The 19,320-nt window shown below is 33.5% G+C and carries 17 protein-coding genes; 5 read left to right on the top strand and 12 right to left on the bottom strand.

Features of this window, described 5'->3' with window-relative positions:
- Positions 1 to 2: 2 nt before the first annotated feature.
- The 10 genes from ligA to BTJ66_RS07810 form a co-directional block, all read right to left on the bottom strand.
- A complete protein-coding gene (gene ligA / locus BTJ66_RS07855) occupies positions 3 to 2,006 on the bottom strand; it encodes an NAD-dependent DNA ligase LigA (protein ID WP_099090418.1) in 2,004 nt (667 codons plus the stop codon).
- A gap of 3 nt (positions 2,007 to 2,009) precedes the next feature.
- Positions 2,010 to 4,226, bottom strand: coding sequence for a DNA helicase PcrA (gene pcrA / locus BTJ66_RS07850; RefSeq protein ID WP_099090417.1), 2,217 nt, complete (start codon positions 4,224 to 4,226; stop codon positions 2,010 to 2,012).
- The gene (gene pcrB, locus BTJ66_RS07845) at positions 4,226 to 4,915 is read right to left on the bottom strand and encodes a heptaprenylglyceryl phosphate synthase (protein WP_099090416.1); all 690 of its coding nucleotides are present in this window, start codon (positions 4,913 to 4,915) and stop codon (positions 4,226 to 4,228) included. The genes pcrA and pcrB overlap by 1 nt, the downstream gene beginning before the upstream one ends.
- A 219-nt stretch (positions 4,916 to 5,134) precedes the next feature.
- Positions 5,135 to 5,812, bottom strand: coding sequence for a M15 family metallopeptidase (locus BTJ66_RS07840; protein WP_099090415.1), 678 nt, complete (start codon positions 5,810 to 5,812; stop codon positions 5,135 to 5,137).
- Positions 5,813 to 6,056: 244 nt separating this feature from the next.
- Positions 6,057 to 6,359, bottom strand: a complete 303-nt coding sequence (locus BTJ66_RS07835; protein ID WP_099090414.1) for a YerC/YecD family TrpR-related protein — start codon at positions 6,357 to 6,359, stop codon at positions 6,057 to 6,059.
- 87 nt (positions 6,360 to 6,446) lie between these two features.
- On the bottom strand, positions 6,447 to 7,742 hold the full coding sequence (gene purB / locus BTJ66_RS07830; protein WP_099090413.1) for an adenylosuccinate lyase: 1,296 nt from the start codon (positions 7,740 to 7,742) through the stop codon (positions 6,447 to 6,449).
- Between the two features lie 213 nt (positions 7,743 to 7,955).
- Entirely contained in the window at positions 7,956 to 8,144 is a 189-nt protein-coding gene (locus BTJ66_RS07825; RefSeq protein WP_099090412.1) for an NETI motif-containing protein, read from the bottom strand.
- Positions 8,141 to 8,719, bottom strand: a complete 579-nt coding sequence (locus tag BTJ66_RS07820) for a DUF2179 domain-containing protein (protein WP_099090460.1) — start codon at positions 8,717 to 8,719, stop codon at positions 8,141 to 8,143. The genes BTJ66_RS07825 and BTJ66_RS07820 overlap by 4 nt, the downstream gene beginning before the upstream one ends.
- A gap of 85 nt (positions 8,720 to 8,804) precedes the next feature.
- The gene (gene nadE / locus BTJ66_RS07815) at positions 8,805 to 9,626 is read right to left on the bottom strand and encodes an ammonia-dependent NAD(+) synthetase (RefSeq protein ID WP_099090411.1); all 822 of its coding nucleotides are present in this window, start codon (positions 9,624 to 9,626) and stop codon (positions 8,805 to 8,807) included.
- Positions 9,619 to 11,088, bottom strand: coding sequence for a nicotinate phosphoribosyltransferase (locus BTJ66_RS07810; RefSeq protein WP_099090410.1), 1,470 nt, complete (start codon positions 11,086 to 11,088; stop codon positions 9,619 to 9,621). Before BTJ66_RS07810 ends, nadE begins: the two co-directional genes overlap by 8 nt.
- A 234-nt stretch (positions 11,089 to 11,322) precedes the next feature.
- Between BTJ66_RS07810 and BTJ66_RS07805 the strand changes: the two genes are divergently transcribed.
- Positions 11,323 to 12,387 (top strand): nitric oxide synthase oxygenase, encoded by a 1,065-nt coding sequence (locus BTJ66_RS07805; RefSeq protein ID WP_099090409.1) that lies wholly within the window; start codon positions 11,323 to 11,325, stop codon positions 12,385 to 12,387.
- Between the two features lie 40 nt (positions 12,388 to 12,427).
- Positions 12,428 to 13,231, top strand: a complete 804-nt coding sequence (locus tag BTJ66_RS07800; protein WP_099090408.1) for a prephenate dehydratase — start codon at positions 12,428 to 12,430, stop codon at positions 13,229 to 13,231.
- 127 nt (positions 13,232 to 13,358) lie between these two features.
- Here the strand turns inward: BTJ66_RS07800 and BTJ66_RS07795 are convergent, their stop codons facing one another.
- Together BTJ66_RS07795 and BTJ66_RS07790 are read right to left on the bottom strand one after the other, a co-directional pair.
- Positions 13,359 to 14,918 (bottom strand): SLC13 family permease, encoded by a 1,560-nt coding sequence (locus tag BTJ66_RS07795; RefSeq protein WP_099090407.1) that lies wholly within the window; start codon positions 14,916 to 14,918, stop codon positions 13,359 to 13,361.
- Between the two features lie 96 nt (positions 14,919 to 15,014).
- Entirely contained in the window at positions 15,015 to 16,097 is a 1,083-nt protein-coding gene (locus BTJ66_RS07790; protein WP_099090406.1) for a glycosyl hydrolase family 28-related protein, read from the bottom strand.
- Positions 16,098 to 16,233: 136 nt separating this feature from the next.
- Between BTJ66_RS07790 and BTJ66_RS07785 the strand changes: the two genes are divergently transcribed.
- The 3 genes from BTJ66_RS07785 (at position 16,234) to BTJ66_RS07775 (ending at position 19,300) form a co-directional block, all read left to right on the top strand.
- Positions 16,234 to 16,785, top strand: a complete 552-nt coding sequence (locus BTJ66_RS07785; RefSeq protein ID WP_099090405.1) for a cysteine hydrolase family protein — start codon at positions 16,234 to 16,236, stop codon at positions 16,783 to 16,785.
- A gap of 56 nt (positions 16,786 to 16,841) precedes the next feature.
- The gene (locus BTJ66_RS07780) at positions 16,842 to 17,771 is read left to right on the top strand and encodes a manganese-dependent inorganic pyrophosphatase (protein ID WP_099090404.1); all 930 of its coding nucleotides are present in this window, start codon (positions 16,842 to 16,844) and stop codon (positions 17,769 to 17,771) included.
- 149 nt (positions 17,772 to 17,920) lie between these two features.
- Positions 17,921 to 19,300, top strand: coding sequence for an aldehyde dehydrogenase (locus tag BTJ66_RS07775; protein ID WP_099090403.1), 1,380 nt, complete (start codon positions 17,921 to 17,923; stop codon positions 19,298 to 19,300).
- Positions 19,301 to 19,320: the final 20 nt, after the last annotated feature.

Genomic DNA, 19,320 nt, shown 5'->3' with positions numbered 1-19,320 from the left:
CTCTATCCCTCTATTTCATTTTGTTTCTGCACAAAGTCTTCTTCTGACCAAATGTCTGTTCCAAATTTTTCTGCTTTAGCTAATTTTGATCCAGCATCTTCACCTGCTATGACTAAATCAGTACTTTTAGTTACACTATTGGTTACTTTAGCACCTTGTAACGCTAACCAATTAGATGCTTCGTTTCTTGTCATTTGATTTAGCTTACCTGTTAGAACTATAGTCTTATCTTTAAACTCTGGGTGTCCTTCTAATTCTGATGTCTTCACACCTTTATAAGTCATATTAACATTTTTTTCTTTTAATTTATCAATTAATGCACGTATATCATCATTTTCTAAGTATGTGACTACAGATTGTGCTAATTTATGTCCAATATCATGAATACCCATTAACGTTTCTTCAGTTACATTAAACAATTCATCCATCGTACCATATTTTTCAGCGATAACCTGACTCGCTTTAACGCCGAGATGTCGAATACCTAAACCAAATAATAATTGTTCTAAGGAATTAGATTTTGCGTGTTCGATTGCATTTAATAAATTATCTACTTTTTTCTCACCCATGCGTTCAAGAGGTAAAAGGTCATCTTTAGTTAAATAGAAAATATCCGCAACATCTTTTATTTTATTATTTTCATATAATTGTTGTATTATTTTTGTACCTAAGCCATCAATATTCATCGCCTGTCTTGAAACAAAGTGAATTAATCCTTCTACTAATTGTGCCTGACATTTAGGATTAATACAACGTAGCGCCACTTCGCCTTCTATTCTCACTAATTCATGTTCGCAACTAGGACAATGCGTTGGCATATGATAAGTTGCTGCATCTTTTGATCTTCTATCTAATACGCTTTTAATCACTTCAGGAATAATGTCTCCTGCTTTTTTAATTACTACACTATCTCCAATTCTTATATCTTTATCGTGTATTAAATCTTCATTATGTAGTGAAGCACGTGAAACGGTTGTTCCTGCTACTTTAACTGGTTCTAAAATGGCAGTTGGCGTAACAACACCTGTTCTACCGATACTCAATTCAATATCTAATAACTCAGTAACAACTTCCTCTGCTGGAAATTTATAAGCTATTGCCCATCGAGGTGATTTCTGAGTGAAACCTAGTACTTCTTGTTGATCTAAAGCATTTACTTTAATCACAATACCATCTATATCATAAGCTAAATCTTCACGTTGATCCGTCCACTTTTTTATATAAGCCATTACTTCATCTATCGTTTGAACGCGTTGGCGTTCTTGATTCGTTTTAAATCCTAATTGGTCCAATTCATCCAATGCTTCACTTTGGGTATCGGCGTTAAATTGTGTAAAATCATTCACACTATACAAAAATACACTTAATTTACGCTTTGCTGCCAATTTTGAATCTAATTGTCGTAAGGACCCAGCTGCAGCATTTCTAGGATTAGCAAAAGGTTGTTCATCATTTGCAGCCTTTGCTTCATTTAAACTAAAAAATGACTTTCTAGGCATATACGCCTCTCCACGAACTTCAAATGTTCTACTTTCATTTATTTTTAATGGAATCGCGTGAATTGTTTTTAGATTTTCAGTAATATCCTCACCCGTCGTACCATCTCCACGTGTCAATCCTTGAACAAAGCGTCCATCTTCATATTTTAACGAAACTGCAAGCCCATCAATTTTTAATTCACACATGTATTCTACGTCACCAATACGATCACGTATGCGCTGATCAAATTTTCTTAAATCCTCTTCATTAAATGCATTTCCTAAACTTAACATGGGTGTATCATGATTTACTTTTTCAAATGTTGATTGTGCACTACCACCCACTCTAACAGTAGGTGAATCCTCTGCACGATATTCTGGATATTGCGTTTCTATATCTATTAATTCATGGAGTAATTTATCATACTCATTATCAGGTACAGATGGGTTATCTTTCACATAATATTCGTAGCTATATTGATTTAATAATCGATGTAACTCACCCACACGTGATTGTATATCAGTCACTTGTTACTCCCCCTTTTTTTCAATAGGTGCAAATTGTGCTAGAAGACGTTTTGGTCCTTCTGACTTGAAGATAATGTCTAATTCTACAGAACCATTTTTATCCTTCACATTACTTACCATACCCTCGCCCCAAGATTTATGCATCACTTTATCTCCAATATGCCAATCATTAGCAGTTGGTGCTTTCTTCGTTGCGGTAGCACGTTGGCTATGTGCGCGTTTTGCTGGTTGTTTTGTCGCATTTTGAAAACGATTGCTAGTTGATTGTGCCTGTGACTTAGCTTTACTTTTAGATTCATTTTCTAATAAATCTTCCGGAATTTCTCTTAAAAATCTTGAAGGCATATTAGATTGCGGACGACCGAATAGCATTCTCGAAGTTGCATGTGTTAAGTACAACGTTTCCTCTGCACGTGTTATTGCAACATAACAAATACGTCTCTCTTCTTGCATTTCATGTTCATCATCACTCTTAATCGCTCTGATGTGAGGGAATAAGGATTCTTCCATACCCATTATAAATACAATAGGAAACTCTAGGCCCTTAGCAGAATGCATCGTCATAAGTGTAATACCTTCTTCAATTTGCGCATCATCTATATCAGCTACAAGTGATAAATCCGTTAAAAAATTAATTAACGATTGCTCTTCCAATGGTGTGTTTTCTTCATAATCTTTAGGAACAGACATAAACTCATCAATATTTTCTAATCTACTTCTTGATTCAAGTGTTTGTTCTCGTTCTAACATGTCTCTATATCCAGTTTTAGTCAAAACTTCTTCAACAATTTCTGTAATTTCAAGGAATTCTTGTTGCTTAATTAAGTTTTGCATTACATCATAAAAAGTAATACATTCTTGTGTTACTTTTTTAGAAAGACCTATAAAATCTACTTCTGCTAATGCATCAAACATGCTTAAATCATTTTGAGCTGCATAGGCTTGAATCTTATCTACAGATGACGGACCGATTCCTCGTTTTGGAATATTAATTACGCGACGTAAACTAATGTCATCATTACTATTGGCAATAATACGTAAGTAACTTAGTAAATCTTTAATTTCTTTTCTGTCATAGAATTTCTGCCCACCAACCATCGTATATGGCAGGTTGGATTTCATAAATGTTTCTTCAAGAACACGTGATTGTGCGTTAGTACGATATAAAATCGCCATATCTTGATACTGTTTACCATTTCTCTGATGTTTCATAATTTCACGTACAACATATTCCGCTTCATCTCGCTCAGTTGTAGCTTCATAGTAATGAATCTTATCTCCACTTGTGTTCCCTGTCCACAACCCTTTTGGTTTGTGTTCAGAATTATTTTTTATTACTTCGTTTGCAGCATTTAATATATTTTTAGTAGAACGATAATTTTGTTCTAAGAAAATCGTTTTCGCTTCGGGATAATCTTCCTCAAAAGAAAGAATATTTTGGATGTCTGCACCGCGCCACCCATAAATAGATTGGTCAGAATCCCCAACAACACACAAATTTTTAAATTTCGCAGCAAGTAATTTAACTAGTGTATATTGTGCTTTGTTCGTATCTTGATACTCATCAACATGGATGTACTGAAATTTATTTTGATAATAATCTAATACTTCTGGCACACGTTCAAATAAGCGTATTGTGACCATGATTAAATCATCAAAATCGAGCGCCTCATTTCTCGATAATTGTCTCTGATAGCCTTTATAAACTGTTGCAACCATTTGTTCATGGTAATCGTTCGCTTCTTTTTGTGCATCTTCAGGCGTCTTTAATTCATTTTTAAGGTTACTGATTGCTCCAATAAACATTCTCGGTTCAAACTTTTTACTATCTATATTTTCGTTTTTCAGCACATCTTTAATAACAGATTTTTGGTCTGTCGGATCAATAATAGTAAAATTGCGTTCTATTCCTATACGATCTGCGTCTCTTCTCAAGATTCTCACACACATTGAGTGGAAAGTTGACATCCATAGTACTTGTGCCTGTTCACCTACTAATGATTCAACACGTGCTTTCATTTCTTTTGCAGCTTTATTTGTAAAAGTAATTGCTAAGACGTTATACGGAGACACGTCTTTTTCATCTAGCAAGTATGCGATACGATGTGTTAACACACGGGTCTTCCCTGACCCAGCACCTGCCATAATAAGTAACGGGCCCTCTGTCGTACGAACTGCCTGACTTTGTTCATCATTCATCTTGTTTACTAATGCATTCATTAATGTGTCTCCTTTACTTTAACTGTTTTTAGTGCGTTATTTATATTTTCATAAATGATGTTTCCAACGATAATTGTATCTGCTATAGCTGCCATTTCTTCTGCTTCTTCATAGCTACTAATACCGCCACCATAAAATAATTGCGTTTCTGTTAACATATCTGCTGCTGATTTTACTATATCAGTTTCACCATAAATCCCACTATATTCAATATACATGACTGGTAATTTATACATATCATTAATCATTTGTGCATAAGCTTCAATATCCACATCATCAATTTGCGTGTTTGCATCCGTTAATTCAGCTACTTTACACTCTGGATTTAGAATTACATACCCCTCAAACACCAATTCATTAAAATCTATCAATGCTCCAAATGATTTTAGCGCTTCAAGTAATAAACCGTTATGATATTTAACATCTCTACTATTTAGTACTGTTGGGATAAAATATAAATCAAATCCTGGAACTATACTATCGATGTTAGAAATTTCCAGTACGATCGGTAATGAATAACTTTGAACCTTACGCATTAAGTACAAAACATTTTCCTCAGAGACATTATCCGTTCCTCCAACCATAATTGCGTCTGTACCTGATGTGCAAACTTTCATTAAATCTTCGTCACTGATAGCCTTCGCGGGGTCCAATTTAAACATATGTTTCCAGCTATTCATGTCATTCATGATATGTTTCTCCTTCTTTTAGCATATTTTTGATTATATCATTTTTATGCTATGAGTTCTAAAATACTGAAGAAAAAATCACCTCGAATTTTCGAGGTGATTAAGAGTGTAAACCGTGCTTATCCGAAGAGCAGAGGTTAAACCAAAGGACATGGAATGCACACATTTAAAAAACAGCCAATAAAGTTAGTGTCTTCGTCGACAGTCAGAATAATCATACTATTTATTAAGATGGTAATAACTCTCTAAATTTGTATTTTTCTCTTTGATTACCTTTGCTAATTGTGGGCCAACGTAACGTAAATGCCACGGTTCATATGCATAACCTGTATCTTGTGATTGCCCTTTAGGATATCTAATAATAAATCCATAGTCAGCTGCATGATTTGCTAACCAATGCGCTTCCTTTGTTTTTTCAAAGTCATTATGAAAATCATTCAATGACTGCTTTGTACCAACATCAAATGCTAAACCAGTTTGATGTTCAGAGTGACCTGGTTTAGCTGCGTACTTAGCCGTCTTCTGCTCACCGTCATTTTCGACGAACGCATCCACTACTTTTGATTGACTCTCAAAATTTCTGTATCCACTCGTTATTTTCAAATCTAAATTTCTTTTTTCTGCTTGCTTTAGTAATTTATTCAATTGCTTTTTAGCAATTTTATTTTCTCCCGGCTTATATTTTGCTGGAAGCGCAAGTGTTTTATTTACAATTACATGACCATTTACGTACGTCACACTATTTTTTTCATATTTAATTGGTAACGCATTCTTAGGTTTAACAATATTGTCATTTGTAGGTTGGGATTTAGTATTCGATAGCATTACAATACATATAAAGCTGAATCCTACACATACTAATAATATGACCATGGAAAGCATCACTTTTTTTGACATAGTTATCTCCCTTCGCTCATAACAAATTTCTACCATATTTAATTTAATATGCTTTAGTAATTAATTCACTAATACCTACTAAATTACCATGGTCACATTTTATAAACATTATTTAAGTTACTACTCTATTCAACATCTTTTGTTGGTTTGTTAGCATATATTTAAAACAAAATTGTAATTATAAAAAATGACGACTTGGTATCAATACCTAGTCGCCATTCAATAAAAATTATCATTCAAATTATTAATCGGTCGTTTCTATATTCATACGATCAAGAATCATCGTGTACGCATCATTACCCCATTGTAATGATCTCTTCACTCGTGAGATTGTCGCAGTTGATGCCCCTGATTCTTGTTCGATTGTAGCGTATGTGTAACCTTGTTTAATCATCTTTGCAACTTGTAAGCGTTGAGATAATGATTGTATTTCATTTACGGTACATAAATCATCAAAGAACTCATAACACTCTTCTCTGTTTTCAAGTGTTAAGATTGCATCAAACAATTCATCTAATGCTTTTCCTCTAAGTTTTTCTATTTGCATTTAAAACAACCCCTGTATTTTTCAATATAATCTTATTTTAACGTACTAATGCATTAAAGTGTAACGATTTCACTTGAAAAATTTTTATTATTCTAAACCAGCTCTTTGGAAAATTGTATCTACTTGATTTAAATGGTGTTTTGGATTGAAACATTCATCTAAATCTGTCTTTGAAAGTAATTCTGTTATCGTTTCATCTTGTTCAATTAAAGTTCTAAATGGTGTTTTTGTTTCCCAAGATTCCATAGCCTTTGGTTGTACTTTATCATATGCAGCTTCACGTGCCAAACCTTTGTCGATTAATGCCAATAATACACGTTGAGAGAATATCAAACCAAAAGTTTTGTCAATATTTGTAAGCATATTATTTTCAAATACAGTTAATCTTTCAACAATATTAGTAAATCTATTTAATCCATAATCTAAAGCGATTGTTACATCAGGTAGCATAATACGCTCAGCGGATGAATGTGAAATATCTCTTTCGTGCCATAATGGTACGTTCTCATATGCTGTCGTAATGTAACCTCTGATTACTCGTGCGATACCAGTTATATTTTCAGAACCAATAGGATTGCGTTTGTGTGGCATCGCTGAAGATCCTTTTTGTCCTTTTGCAAACGCTTCTTCTACCTCACGTGTTTCTGTTTTTTGTAAATTTCGTATTTCAACAGCAAATTTTTCCATTGAGGTACTAATTAAAGCTAATGTTGCAATATAATAAGCATGACGGTCTCTTTGTAAAGTTTGTGTAGATACCGGTGCTGCATCTAATCCTAAATGCTCACAAACATATGCTTCAATTTCTGGAGGAATGTTAGCAAATGTACCCACTGCTCCACTCATTTTACCAACTTCTATTTCTTCTCTCACTCGTTTGAAGCGCTCTAAATTACGTTTCATTTCTGTATACCATAATGCCATTTTCACACCAAAAGTCGTCGGTTCAGCATGAACGCCATGTGTACGACCCATCATCAATGTATACTTATAATCTTTGGCTTTTTGAGCTAACACTTCGATAAAGCGTTCCAAGTCTTTTTCAATAATTTCATTTGCTTGTTTAATCACATAACTTAAAGCGGTATCCACGACATCTGTTGACGTTAAACCATAATGCACCCACTTACGTTCCTCACCTAAAGTTTCTGAAATTTGTCGAGTAAATGCAACCACATCATGACGTGTTTCTTGCTCGATTTCTTGAGCGCGAGCGACATCTACCTTAGCATTGTCACGTATTTTCCTAACATCCTCAGCAGGAATATCTCCTAATTTGCTCCATGCTTCACAAGCAAGAATTTCTACTTCTAGCCATGCTTCATAGCGATTTTGATCCGTCCAAATATTAGACATTTCTTCTCTAGAATAACGTTCAATCATTGAAATAAGCTCCTATCCTATGTAAATTTAATTTAAAATCATTAAAACATGTACATTGAAATACAATTTAGTATAAAAGTTCGTGTTTATGTTTTCAATAATAGTTTAACAGAATTATATTAAAAAGTATAAACCTTTTAGGCCTTCTTTATAAATTAATTACACAACTCAAAAATAACCGCTATAGATACGATAATCCATAACGGTTCCTATTTATTGTTCAACTAATTGACCTGTAAACTCAATCTCTTGTTTCAAGACTTCTAATTCACCATTTTTATTTTCCTTATAAACGGGTTTTTCAAATCTTTTAACAGGTGTGTAACCCGCTTCACGCATACGTTGTAAACAATCTTGAATTGTCTCATTGTCTGCGACTTTAAATTTTTGCTGTTTCTTCATATACTTTCAACTTCATCCGTATCATATTGTTTAAGTTTTTTACTTCTAACACCTTTTGCCCAAAAACCACCGTGTATCGTACGTGGTTCATATGCTACGATAAATGCTTTTTCATCAATTTGTTTAATTGTATCAATTAGTTTGAATTCAAAACGTCTTGGCGTTAAAATTTGTAGAATCAAACGATTACCATCTCGACCATATGCAGTGTTATGCGTAACCCCATAACCTAAATCTCTTAATTGTCTTGGTAAATCTAATTCATATTCGGAGGACGTAACATTCACCACGGTATATCCAAGCGCAAGTTTTTCTTCTATCTTCATGCCTACAATAATACCTATAGAAAAACCAAATGCGTATGCAAATACATTTTGAATTTGATCTAAACTAGACATAACCATACCCAGACCAACAACATAAACAAGGACTTCTAAGAAACTAACAACTGCTGCTACATAGCGATATCCTTTAAGTGTTAAGATCGTTCTCATTGTAAGACACGTCACATAAGCAACGTTAATTATAAAAATCGCTAAAACCATTAACCATGGATTAGATGTTATTACTGACATGACCATTTTCCTTTCCCTTACATTAAATTCAAGTAATTTTATCAACTACTATTTCATTTGTCACTAAAAAGTTATTGAAAATAAATTAATTTTTAGGCCATGTATATCTTGTATAAGCTAATTCTCGTTTATGTGCATTTTTTATATAGTGTTTTTCAATGATTTCCTTAGATTCGCTTGAAACTGATCGACCCTCTAAATAATCATCAATGTCCTCATAGCTTACACCAAGTGCTTCTTCATCAGGTAGTTGCGGCTTATCATCTTCTAAGTCTGCTGTGGGTACTTTTTCATAAAGATGCTTAGGTGCTTCTAAATACATTAAGAGCTGTTTTCCTTGTCGCTTATTCAAACCGAATAACGGTGCGATATCAGCTGCACCATCACCATATTTCGTGAAAAATCCTGTGATATTTTCAGCAGAGTGATCCGTGCCAATGACAATACCTTGATTATTAGACGCGATAGCATATTGTACCTTCATTCGTTCACGTGCTTTTTCATTCCCCTTTTGAAAATCAGTTAAATTCACACCCGCTTCTTTCAATGATTGAATACTTTGATCCACCGCTGGCTTAATATTTACAGTTATAATTTCATCGGGTTGAATATAGGCTAATGCATCTTCTACTTCAGAAGCATCTTTTTGTTCTCCATATGGTAATTTTACCGCTATAAATTGACATTCATTACCCTCTTCTTTCAGTTCATCAACTGCCATTTGACACAATTTACCTGCTAATGTCGAATCTTGCCCCCCTGAAATGCCTAATGTTAAAGATTTAATAAATGAATGTGACTGAACATAATTTTTTATAAAATGAATAATGTTTCGCGTCTCTATCTTACTTTCAATCGTTGGATTTACTTTCATTTCTCTTACAACAATGTCTTGTAAATTACTCATGTTCTTCCTCCATCTCTTTAACGTGTTCTGCAACTTCAAAGATACGTTTATGTTTATTTTCCCAACATAACGTACTTAAATCAACAGGATACTCTTGTGGGTTTAAATGGCGTTTATTCTCATCCCATAAATATGCTAAACTGTCTTTCAAATAAGTTTGTGCATCTGTTTCATTTGGTAAATCATATACGAGTTCACCATTGATAAAAATATCATGATGCAAGTCTTTGGCAATAAATGATTTTATGAATTTCATTTTATACGTGTGAACTGGGTGGAATAATTTTAAAGGGGACTCATCATATGGATTTTCATGTTCCAATGTGATGTAATCTCCTTCTGCTTTATTCGTTTTTTTATTGATAATGCGATAAACCTTTTTTTTACCAGGTGTAGTTACTTTTTCTGCATTATTTGAAAGTTTTATACGGTCAACATATGATCCTTCACTATTTTCTACTGCGACTAATTTATAAACAGCACCCAAAGCAGGTTGGTCGTAACCCGTAATTAATTTAGTTCCAACACCCCAAGAATCAACTCTGGCACCTTGTGATTTTAAACTTGTAATTGTCTGTTCGTCTAAATCATTCGATGCAATGATTTTTGCATCAGTGAATCCTGCTTCATCTAACATTCGACGTGCCTCTTTTGATAGATAGGCAATGTCACCTGAATCAAGTCTAATACCAACAAAATTAATCTTATCTCCTAATTCTTTAGCAACTTTAATAGCAGTCGGCACACCAGATTTCAGTGTATGGAATGTATCTACTAAAAACACACAATCTTTGTGTCTTTCTGCATACTTTTTAAATGCAATATATTCATCGCCATATGTTTGTACCATCGCATGGGCATGTGTTCCTGAAACAGGTATACCAAATAATTTACCAGCTCGTACATTACTTGTAGCATTAAAGCCTCCGATAAAAGCTGCTCTTGCTCCCCATAACGCAGCATCTGCTTCTTGTGCACGACGTGTACCAAATTCCATTAACATGTCATCATGGGCAACTTGTCTAATTCTACTTGCCTTCGTTGTGATAAGTGTGTGGAAATTAACAATATTCAATAGCATAGTTTCTATCAATTGTGCTTGAATGAGTGGTGCTTCTACTCTAAGCAATGGCTCATTACCGAAACAGAGTTCTCCCTCTTGCATCGAACGAATATTACCTGTAAATCTCAGATTTTTTAAATAATCCAAAAAATCTTCTTGATAACCTATTGATTTTAAATATTCAATATCCGATTTTGCAAAATGGAATCGATTAATGTATTCGATAACGCGTTTTAATCCATTAAACACTGCATAACCACTATTAAATGGCATACTTCTAAAATATAAATCAAACACTGCCATGCGTTCGTGGATACCATCGTTCCAATAACTTTCTGCCATATTTATTTGATATAAATCATTATGCAACACTAATGTATCATCTTCATATTGGTACACATCTATCTCTCCAATCAACTTTTCCATTAGTTTAGCATAAAATTAACCTTGTTAGCACTTTTAATAAGGTCAAATCTTGAATTCAAATTTAATATTTCTAATTTTTATAATCATACTTTATTTATTTAAAATTTGGTTAAAATGTGACATGGTTAACGACAAAGTAGTGACAGTTATATGTTTTATCATTATATAACTATAAAAATGATATATAATGTTTGTGAGGTGCATTAAATGTTAAATGAAGCTAAGTCTTTTATAGAAACTATGTATAAAGAATTAAATTATGATGACAATAAAATAACAAAGCGTATTGCAGAAATTGAAGCATCCATCCTTTCCTCTGGTACGTATGAACATACCTTTGAGGAACTAAATTATGGCGCTAAGATGGCATGGCGAAATTCAAATCGTTGTATTGGACGGTTTTTTTGGGATTCATTAACTGTGTCTGATGCAAGAAGCATACAAAGTGAAAATGAATTTATAGAAGCAATTGAAAGTCACATTGAGACGGCAACAAATAATGGAAGAATCAAGCCTTATATCACCATTTTCTCTCAAGATAATCCACCCCAAATTTACAACAATCAACTAATTAGATACGCAGGATATGAAACGTGTGGTGATCCTGCTGAGAAGCGTGTTACTCAGCTTGCACAACACCTTGGATGGCAAGGTAGACATACACACTTTGATATTTTACCGTTAATCTATAAGATGCCAAATAGTGAACTAAAATACCATGAGTATCCCTCAAATTTAATAAAAGAAGTATCTATCGTTCATGATAAATTTCCTAAATTACAACATCTCGGTTTAAAATGGTATGCCGTTCCCATTATTTCTAACATGGATTTAAAGATTGGTGGCATTACCTATCCCACCGCTCCATTCAATGGGTGGTATATGGTAAACGAAATTGCAGTTCGTAATTTTACGGACGTCTATCGTTATAATTTATTGGAAAATGTTGCAGAAGCATTTGAATTTGATACACTAAAGAATAATTCTTTCAATAAAGATCGTGCGCTCGTCGAATTAAACGATGCCGTGTATCACTCGTTTAAAAATGCAGGCGTGTCAATTGTTGACCATTTAACTGTATCTAAACAATTTGAAAGATTTGAAATGAATGAAACAAAACACGGTAGAGAAGTTACTGGTAAATGGTCTTGGTTAGCACCTTCTTTGTCACCGACCCTAGTTCCCAATTATCATCACGGTTACAAAAATGTGATGAAAGAACCTAATTTCTTTTATAAAAAAGCAGAGCAATCAGGTTGTCCATTCCACTAACACTATTACCACATACAGATAAACAAGGGGTTACGTCATTATGAAACTTTATTATTTAGGACCTAAGGGCACATTTTCCTATTTAGCTGCAACACAATATAAATCTGAATCAGATATTGACTTTGTTCCAAAATCAAATCTATACGAAGTGGTCGCATCTGTATCAGAAGATAGTCAAAGTATTGCAGTTGTACCTATAGAAAACTCGATAGAAGGTACAATTAACATTGTAGCCGATTCACTGACACAACAAAATATCTATGCGCAAGGTGAACTTCATTTAGATATACAGTTTGCTTTATACGGCACTGAAAATACCACAGTTAATGATATTTCAACAGTTTATTCCATTGGCCCTGCGATTAGTCAGACAAGTCAATATATACAAGCCCGTGGATTTGATATTGCCTATGTAGATAGTACCATTAAAAGTTTAGATAAAATTTCTGAACATGTTGGTGCAATTGCGCCTTTGGGTAGTGGTGAAGCCTATGGATATACATCAATCGAACAAAACATTGAAGACTTCCCACATAATATTACGCGTTTCTTAGTTGTCAGCAATCAGCCCAAGCATATCGAACAAGCAACCGACACGATGTTATTGATTACCCCCAAATTCGATAAACCTGGTTTACTAGCCAGCATTTTGAATACATTTGTACTATTTAACATTAACTTATCTTGGATTGAATCTCGTCCGTTAAAAACACAGTTAGGTATGTATCACTTTTTCGTTCAAGCAGATACATCTATTTCTGAAGATCTTTCAAAAGTGATTAAGATACTCAACACTTTAGATTTCCAAGTAACAATTATAGGTTCTTTTAATAAACTAAATTGATTAAATCATTACATCACCAATAGCATAATCATATAGTTTTAATGCTTCTATCAAGTTTTTTATTTAATATTTTAACAAAGATGAAGAAAGCGTCTGAGACCTATCTAGGTTCCAGACGCTTTTCCCTTTATTTCAATGGTAATGGTTGTGTAACATCTATACCTAAAACTGGCGGTACTAAAAAGTACACTACTAATACAATAACTACAATACTTAATAAGTTCACCCAAAAACCGACAGATGCCATTTTTTTAATACTAATTTTGCCTGTACCAAACATAATAGCATTTGGTGGCGTTCCAACCGGTAGCATATAAGCACAATTTGCTGCCATAGCTGCTGGAACCATAAGCAGTAGAGGATGAACATTCACTGCCACTGATAATGTCGCTAAAATAGGTAATATCATTGTTGCTGTCGCAGTATTAGATGTGATTTCAGTTAAGAATAATACAAAAATAGTAATGACTAGTACGATAATCAAAGGACTAACGCCTTCAATTAATCTTAACTGTTCACCTAACCAATTTGCCAAACCACTTTCTGAGATGCCTTTTGCTAGTGCTAAACCACCACCAAATAAAATTAATACACCCCATGGTAAATCTTTAGCTACATCCCAATCTATAATACGTTTGTGCTTGCTTTTATTTTTAGCTGGAATTAAAAATAATAAGACTGATATAAACATTGCGATTGTGCCATCAGCAACCTCTGATGTAAAAGACCAATGCTTCAATAAAAATTCTCTACTTATCCATAAAAAACTAGCCAGCAAGAAAACAATGAGCACAATTATTTCTTCATATTTCATTTTACCAAGCTCATTTAATTTATTCCTAATTAAATTTTGACCACCCGGCAACGCTTTCATATCGTGTTTAAATGCCACATAGCGGATATACGCCCATACTAAGAATAGTAATACAACCACTGTCGGCACACCAATAATCATCCATTTAGCAAAGCTTATCTCCTCACCAAAAGCAGATTGGTATTGCCCTTTTAATATAATTAGTGGTGGTGTTCCAATTAATGTACCTAAGCCTCCAATTGTACCTGCATAACCTATTGCTAGGACTAAAGATTGCTCGAATTTAGCAATACTTTCTGGTTTCGTATTTTCACTTTTCAATTCATTTGCTTCTTTAATAATTGCTAATCCAATAGGAATCATAATCATAACTGCTGCTGTATTAGAAACAAACATGGATAAAAAACCAGTAGCTATCATAAAACCTAATAATATTTTTCCTGTACTAGTACCTAGTGTACTAATAATACTAAGCGCTACTCGAGTATGTAAATTCCATCTTTCCATTGCAATGGCTAAAATAAAACCACCCAAGAATAAGAAAATAATATCATTCCCATATTGTGCAGATACTTCTTCTGGGTTGAGTACATGCCCAACTGGTAGCAATATCAATGGCAATAGACTCGTAGCGGCTATCGGAATCGCTTCTGTAATCCACCAAGTTGCAATCCACAACGTTATAGCTAAGACAAAAACACCTTTTCCAGATAAATTTTCAGGATGAAATAATAACAACGTCAATACAAAAAGTATTGGCCCTAATAACAATCCAATAAATTGTCCGGAATTATAAGCCTTTTTCTCTTTTTTATTTGAGAAGAACATCAAATATTGTGCCCTTCTCATCCCCCCTTGATTTAAATCGTTCATCTAGCTCCCCCTTTAATCATTATCTGAATATTCATAATAATTAATCAGAGTATAACATAATATATTTCAAAGTGTTTTGTGATTTTAAATTAATAATCAATCTATATTTACTTTTTTGAATTTTATACCTATATTGTTAGCCAAAAATAAATTTTCGATATCTTTTAAATATACAAATTGTGATTGATTCTCAAATTCGTTATGAGCTATAACTACATCTTCATGTTTGATGTGATTATAACTTTGAATACGTATTGCATCCTTACTCATTTCCCCTATAAAGCGATTTTGAAATATATTTAAATTTTGTCCTGCTTGTGTTGTTCTTTCCTTTCCTTTCAAATCTCTTGCGTTTTTTCCATCTTTAACTGCTAAGAAACGTATACCGCCTTTACAATTTTCAAAAACATTATGATGAATATAAGTATTTTTAGCTTTCAATGGTGTGAGCGCATATTGTTTTAAACCTTCAAAAATATTATGTCGAATATGAATATTTTCATAATATTGATCAAAACGACTGGCATGAGAACCAATAGCCCGATTCCATGCTTGCATAGTTGGGGTATCTGAATTCCCAAAATAGCAATGTTCTATAATTACATTTTTAGTAATTGTGCCATCGGTTGCTCCAAATTTTGGAAATGCACCTGGAACTTGTATATCTAATTGTACCGCTTCTGAAAAAAATCTTGTGCCATAAGGATCATTAAATCCTAAGAATTGACAACGATTCATGTACAAACCATTTACACCACATGCATCCAAACAATGTCCTCCAACAACGTCTTTAAATGTGACATCGACTATTTGTATATCACGTGCGTGTCCCATACACATAGTTGTATTGTTATAAGGATAATTGAATCCATTCATATCAAACGTTCCGCCTGTTATATGGATATGACTATTACCATTGTAGCCATAATATGATTTAAATCGACGCCCATTTTTCAATAATGTATCTTTGCCACATCGTTTTAAAATCGCTTTATCATCTAATAACAATGTTGTGTTGTCGTATATAACAAGTGGCTTTCGAATATGATATTCACCTTGTGGTATATAGATAGTCGTTCCTTTATGCTTCTTCGCGTAATTTAATGCTTTTTGTATTCCTTTTGTGTCTGCACGCTTATTTTTTCCTTTTAACCCAAATTGTTTTGCATTAATTATCATAAAGCCATTCCTTTCCTCGTTATTACTTTATATTTACATAAACCGGATTGTTCAAACGCGTTTCCTATATCTTTAATGATTTATCGACTTAGTATATACTTACTATTATATTTAAATTTGGGAGTGTTACAATAGTATGAAAAAAAGTGCGTTAATCGTCGTAGACTATTCAAATGATTTTGTAGCAGAAAATGGGAAATTAACTTGCGGACTACCAGGTCGACAGATTGAAAATTATATCGTCGACAGAATTGAAACCTATAATAAAAAACAATGTGATATCTTTTTTATGATGGATTTACATTATGAAGAAAATCAAAATCATCCTGAAAGTAAATTATTCCCACCACATAATATCATTGGTACATTTGGCCGTGAATTATATGGGAAAGTAAACGATATTTACCAAAACATTTTATTTAATGATCATATTCACTTTTTAGATAAAACGCGTTATGATTCATTTTGCGGAACACCTTTAGACCTGATGTTACGTGAGAGAAATATTAATCACATAGAAATCGTTGGTGTTTGTACAGATATTTGTGTACTCCACACTGCAATTAGTGCTTACAATTTAGGATATAGCATTTCAATTTCACATAGAGGTGTTGCATCCTTTAATCCTTCCGGCCATGAGTGGGCCTTGGATCATTTTAAAAATTCGCTAGGTGCTGAAGTAGAATAACAAAGTAAAATCATGCTAAAATAAAACTAACTACATAAAATAAGGAGAATTTAAATATGGTAAAAACTTATATTTTCGGACATAAAAACCCAGATACAGACGCAGTCTCATCTGCTATTATCATGGCAGATTTTGAACAACTTACAGGTAATACCGAAGCGACTGCATATCGTTTAGGCGAAGTAGGACCTGAAACACAATATGTATTAGATTATTTTAATGTAACCGCTCCACCGTTACTTAATGACGATTTAACTGACCAACATGTCATCCTAGTCGACCATAATGAATTCCAACAAAGTGCTGATTCAATTGCTGATGCATCCATCCAACACGTTGTAGATCACCATAGAATTGCTAACTTTGAAACTGCAGCACCATTATATTATCGTGCTGAACCAGTTGGTTGTACTGCAACAATTTTATACAAAATGTATAAAGAACGTGGTTTTGAAATCAAGCCTGAAATTGCCGGTTTAATGATTTCTGCAATTATTTCAGATAGTCTGTTATTCAAATCACCTACTTGTACAGAACAAGATGTACAAGCTGCCGAATCGCTAAAAGCAATTGCAAATGTTGATTTAGAGTCATATGGTTTAGAAATGTTAAAAGCAGGTGCCTCTACAAAAGAGAAATCAGTTTCTGATATTTTAACAATGGATGCGAAATCGTTTAACATGGGTGATTTTGTTACTCGTATTGGCCAAGTTAATACAGTAGACATTGATGAAGTGTTTGAGCGTCAAGAAGAATTAGAAAAAGCAATGCTTGAAGTTAGTGCTGATGAAAAATATGATTTATTTGTATTAGTTGTCACTGATATTATTAATAGCGATTCTAAAATTCTTGTGGTTGGTGCTGAAAGAGATAAAGTCGGCGTTGCTTTCAATGTTACGTTGGACCATAACACTGCATTCTTACCAGGTGTCGTTTCACGAAAAAAACAAGTTGTACCTCAAATTACAGAAGCCTTAACAAAATAATGAATCCAATTTGAACAGTACGTACCGTACATTCAAATTTAAAATTCTAAGATTTTTTACAATTTACCATACTGGGACATAGTTGATATGTTCCAGTTTTTTATCAATTTATGTTAAGTTGACACCCATTCGTACTAGGAGGAATATATTTGAATTCAATAGAACAAACGTTCCACAATAGTAAACAATATTTTAAGACACATGCCACTAAGGATCTTAAATTTAGAAAAAAACAATTAAAACTCTTGAGCAAAAGTATAAAAAATCATGAAGAAGCATTATTGGATGCTTTCCAAAAAGATTTAGGTAAAAATAAAGTAGAAGCTTACGCAACGGAAATTGGTTTCACTTTAAAAAATATCAAAACGGCTCGTAAAGAGCTAAAAAACTGGGCGAAAAAGAAACAAGTCAACACGCCGCTTTATATGTTCCCTACTAAAAGTTATATTGTTAAAGAGCCGTATGGTACCGTATTAATTATCGGCCCATTTAACTATCCATTCCAATTACTTATTGAACCACTTATTGGTGCTATAGCTGCAGGTAACACAGTGATGATCAAACCTTCTGAGTTTACACCACATGTGTCAGATGTTGTAAAAAATATTATTGAAGATGTTTTCAACCCTGAATATATTAGTATTTGTCAAGGTGACGCAGATACTACGCAGTCACTGATACATTTACCTTTTGATTATATCTTTTTCACTGGTAGCGAACGTGTTGGAAGAATTGTTTATCAAGCAGCTAGTAAAAATTTAATACCAGTTACATTAGAGTTAGGTGGTAAATCGCCTGTTATTGTAGATGAAACTGCAAATATCAAAGTGGCTAGTGAACGTATTAGTTTTGGCAAATTCACTAATGCTGGTCAAACGTGTGTCGCTCCAGATTATGTACTAGTTAACCGTAAAGTGAAAGCGGATTTAATTAAAGCCCTAAAAAATACAATGACAGAGTTTTATGGTAAAGATATACAAGCAAGCCCTGATTTTGGCCGTATAGTAAACCAGACACACTTTGACCGTTTAAATCATTTATTAGCCGTTCATCAATCTGAAATTGCTTTTGGTGGTCATTCTGATTCTACTGAAAACTATATTGCGCCAACTTTATTAGATGGCATTACATTCAATGATAAAATAATGGAAGATGAAATTTTTGGCCCTATTCTACCAATTATCACTTATGACGACTTTGATGAAGCAATTGATTTAATTCATACAAAACTTAAACCTCTCAGTCTTTACTTATTTAGCGAAGACGAAAACGCAACAGAACGCATCTTAAATGAGGTATCTTTCGGTGGTGGTGCGATCAATGATACCTTGATGCAATTAGCAAATCCAAACTTACCATTTGGTGGTGTTGGCGCATCTGGTATCGGTCAATATCATGGCAAATATACTTTCGACACATTTAGTCATGATAAATCGTATATATTTAAATCAACACGATTAGAGTCAAGTCTGCTCTTCCCACCTTACAAAGGAAAATTTAAATACATTAAAACATTTTTCAACAAATAATTTAACATTAATTTTGCATA

The sequence above is a fragment of the Staphylococcus edaphicus genome, assembly GCF_002614725.1.
GTDB classification, from domain to species: Bacteria; Bacillota; Bacilli; order Staphylococcales; family Staphylococcaceae; genus Staphylococcus; species Staphylococcus edaphicus.
The sequence above is the reverse complement of the archived record's forward strand: the minus strand, read 5'-3'. Positions and strand labels throughout refer to the sequence as shown.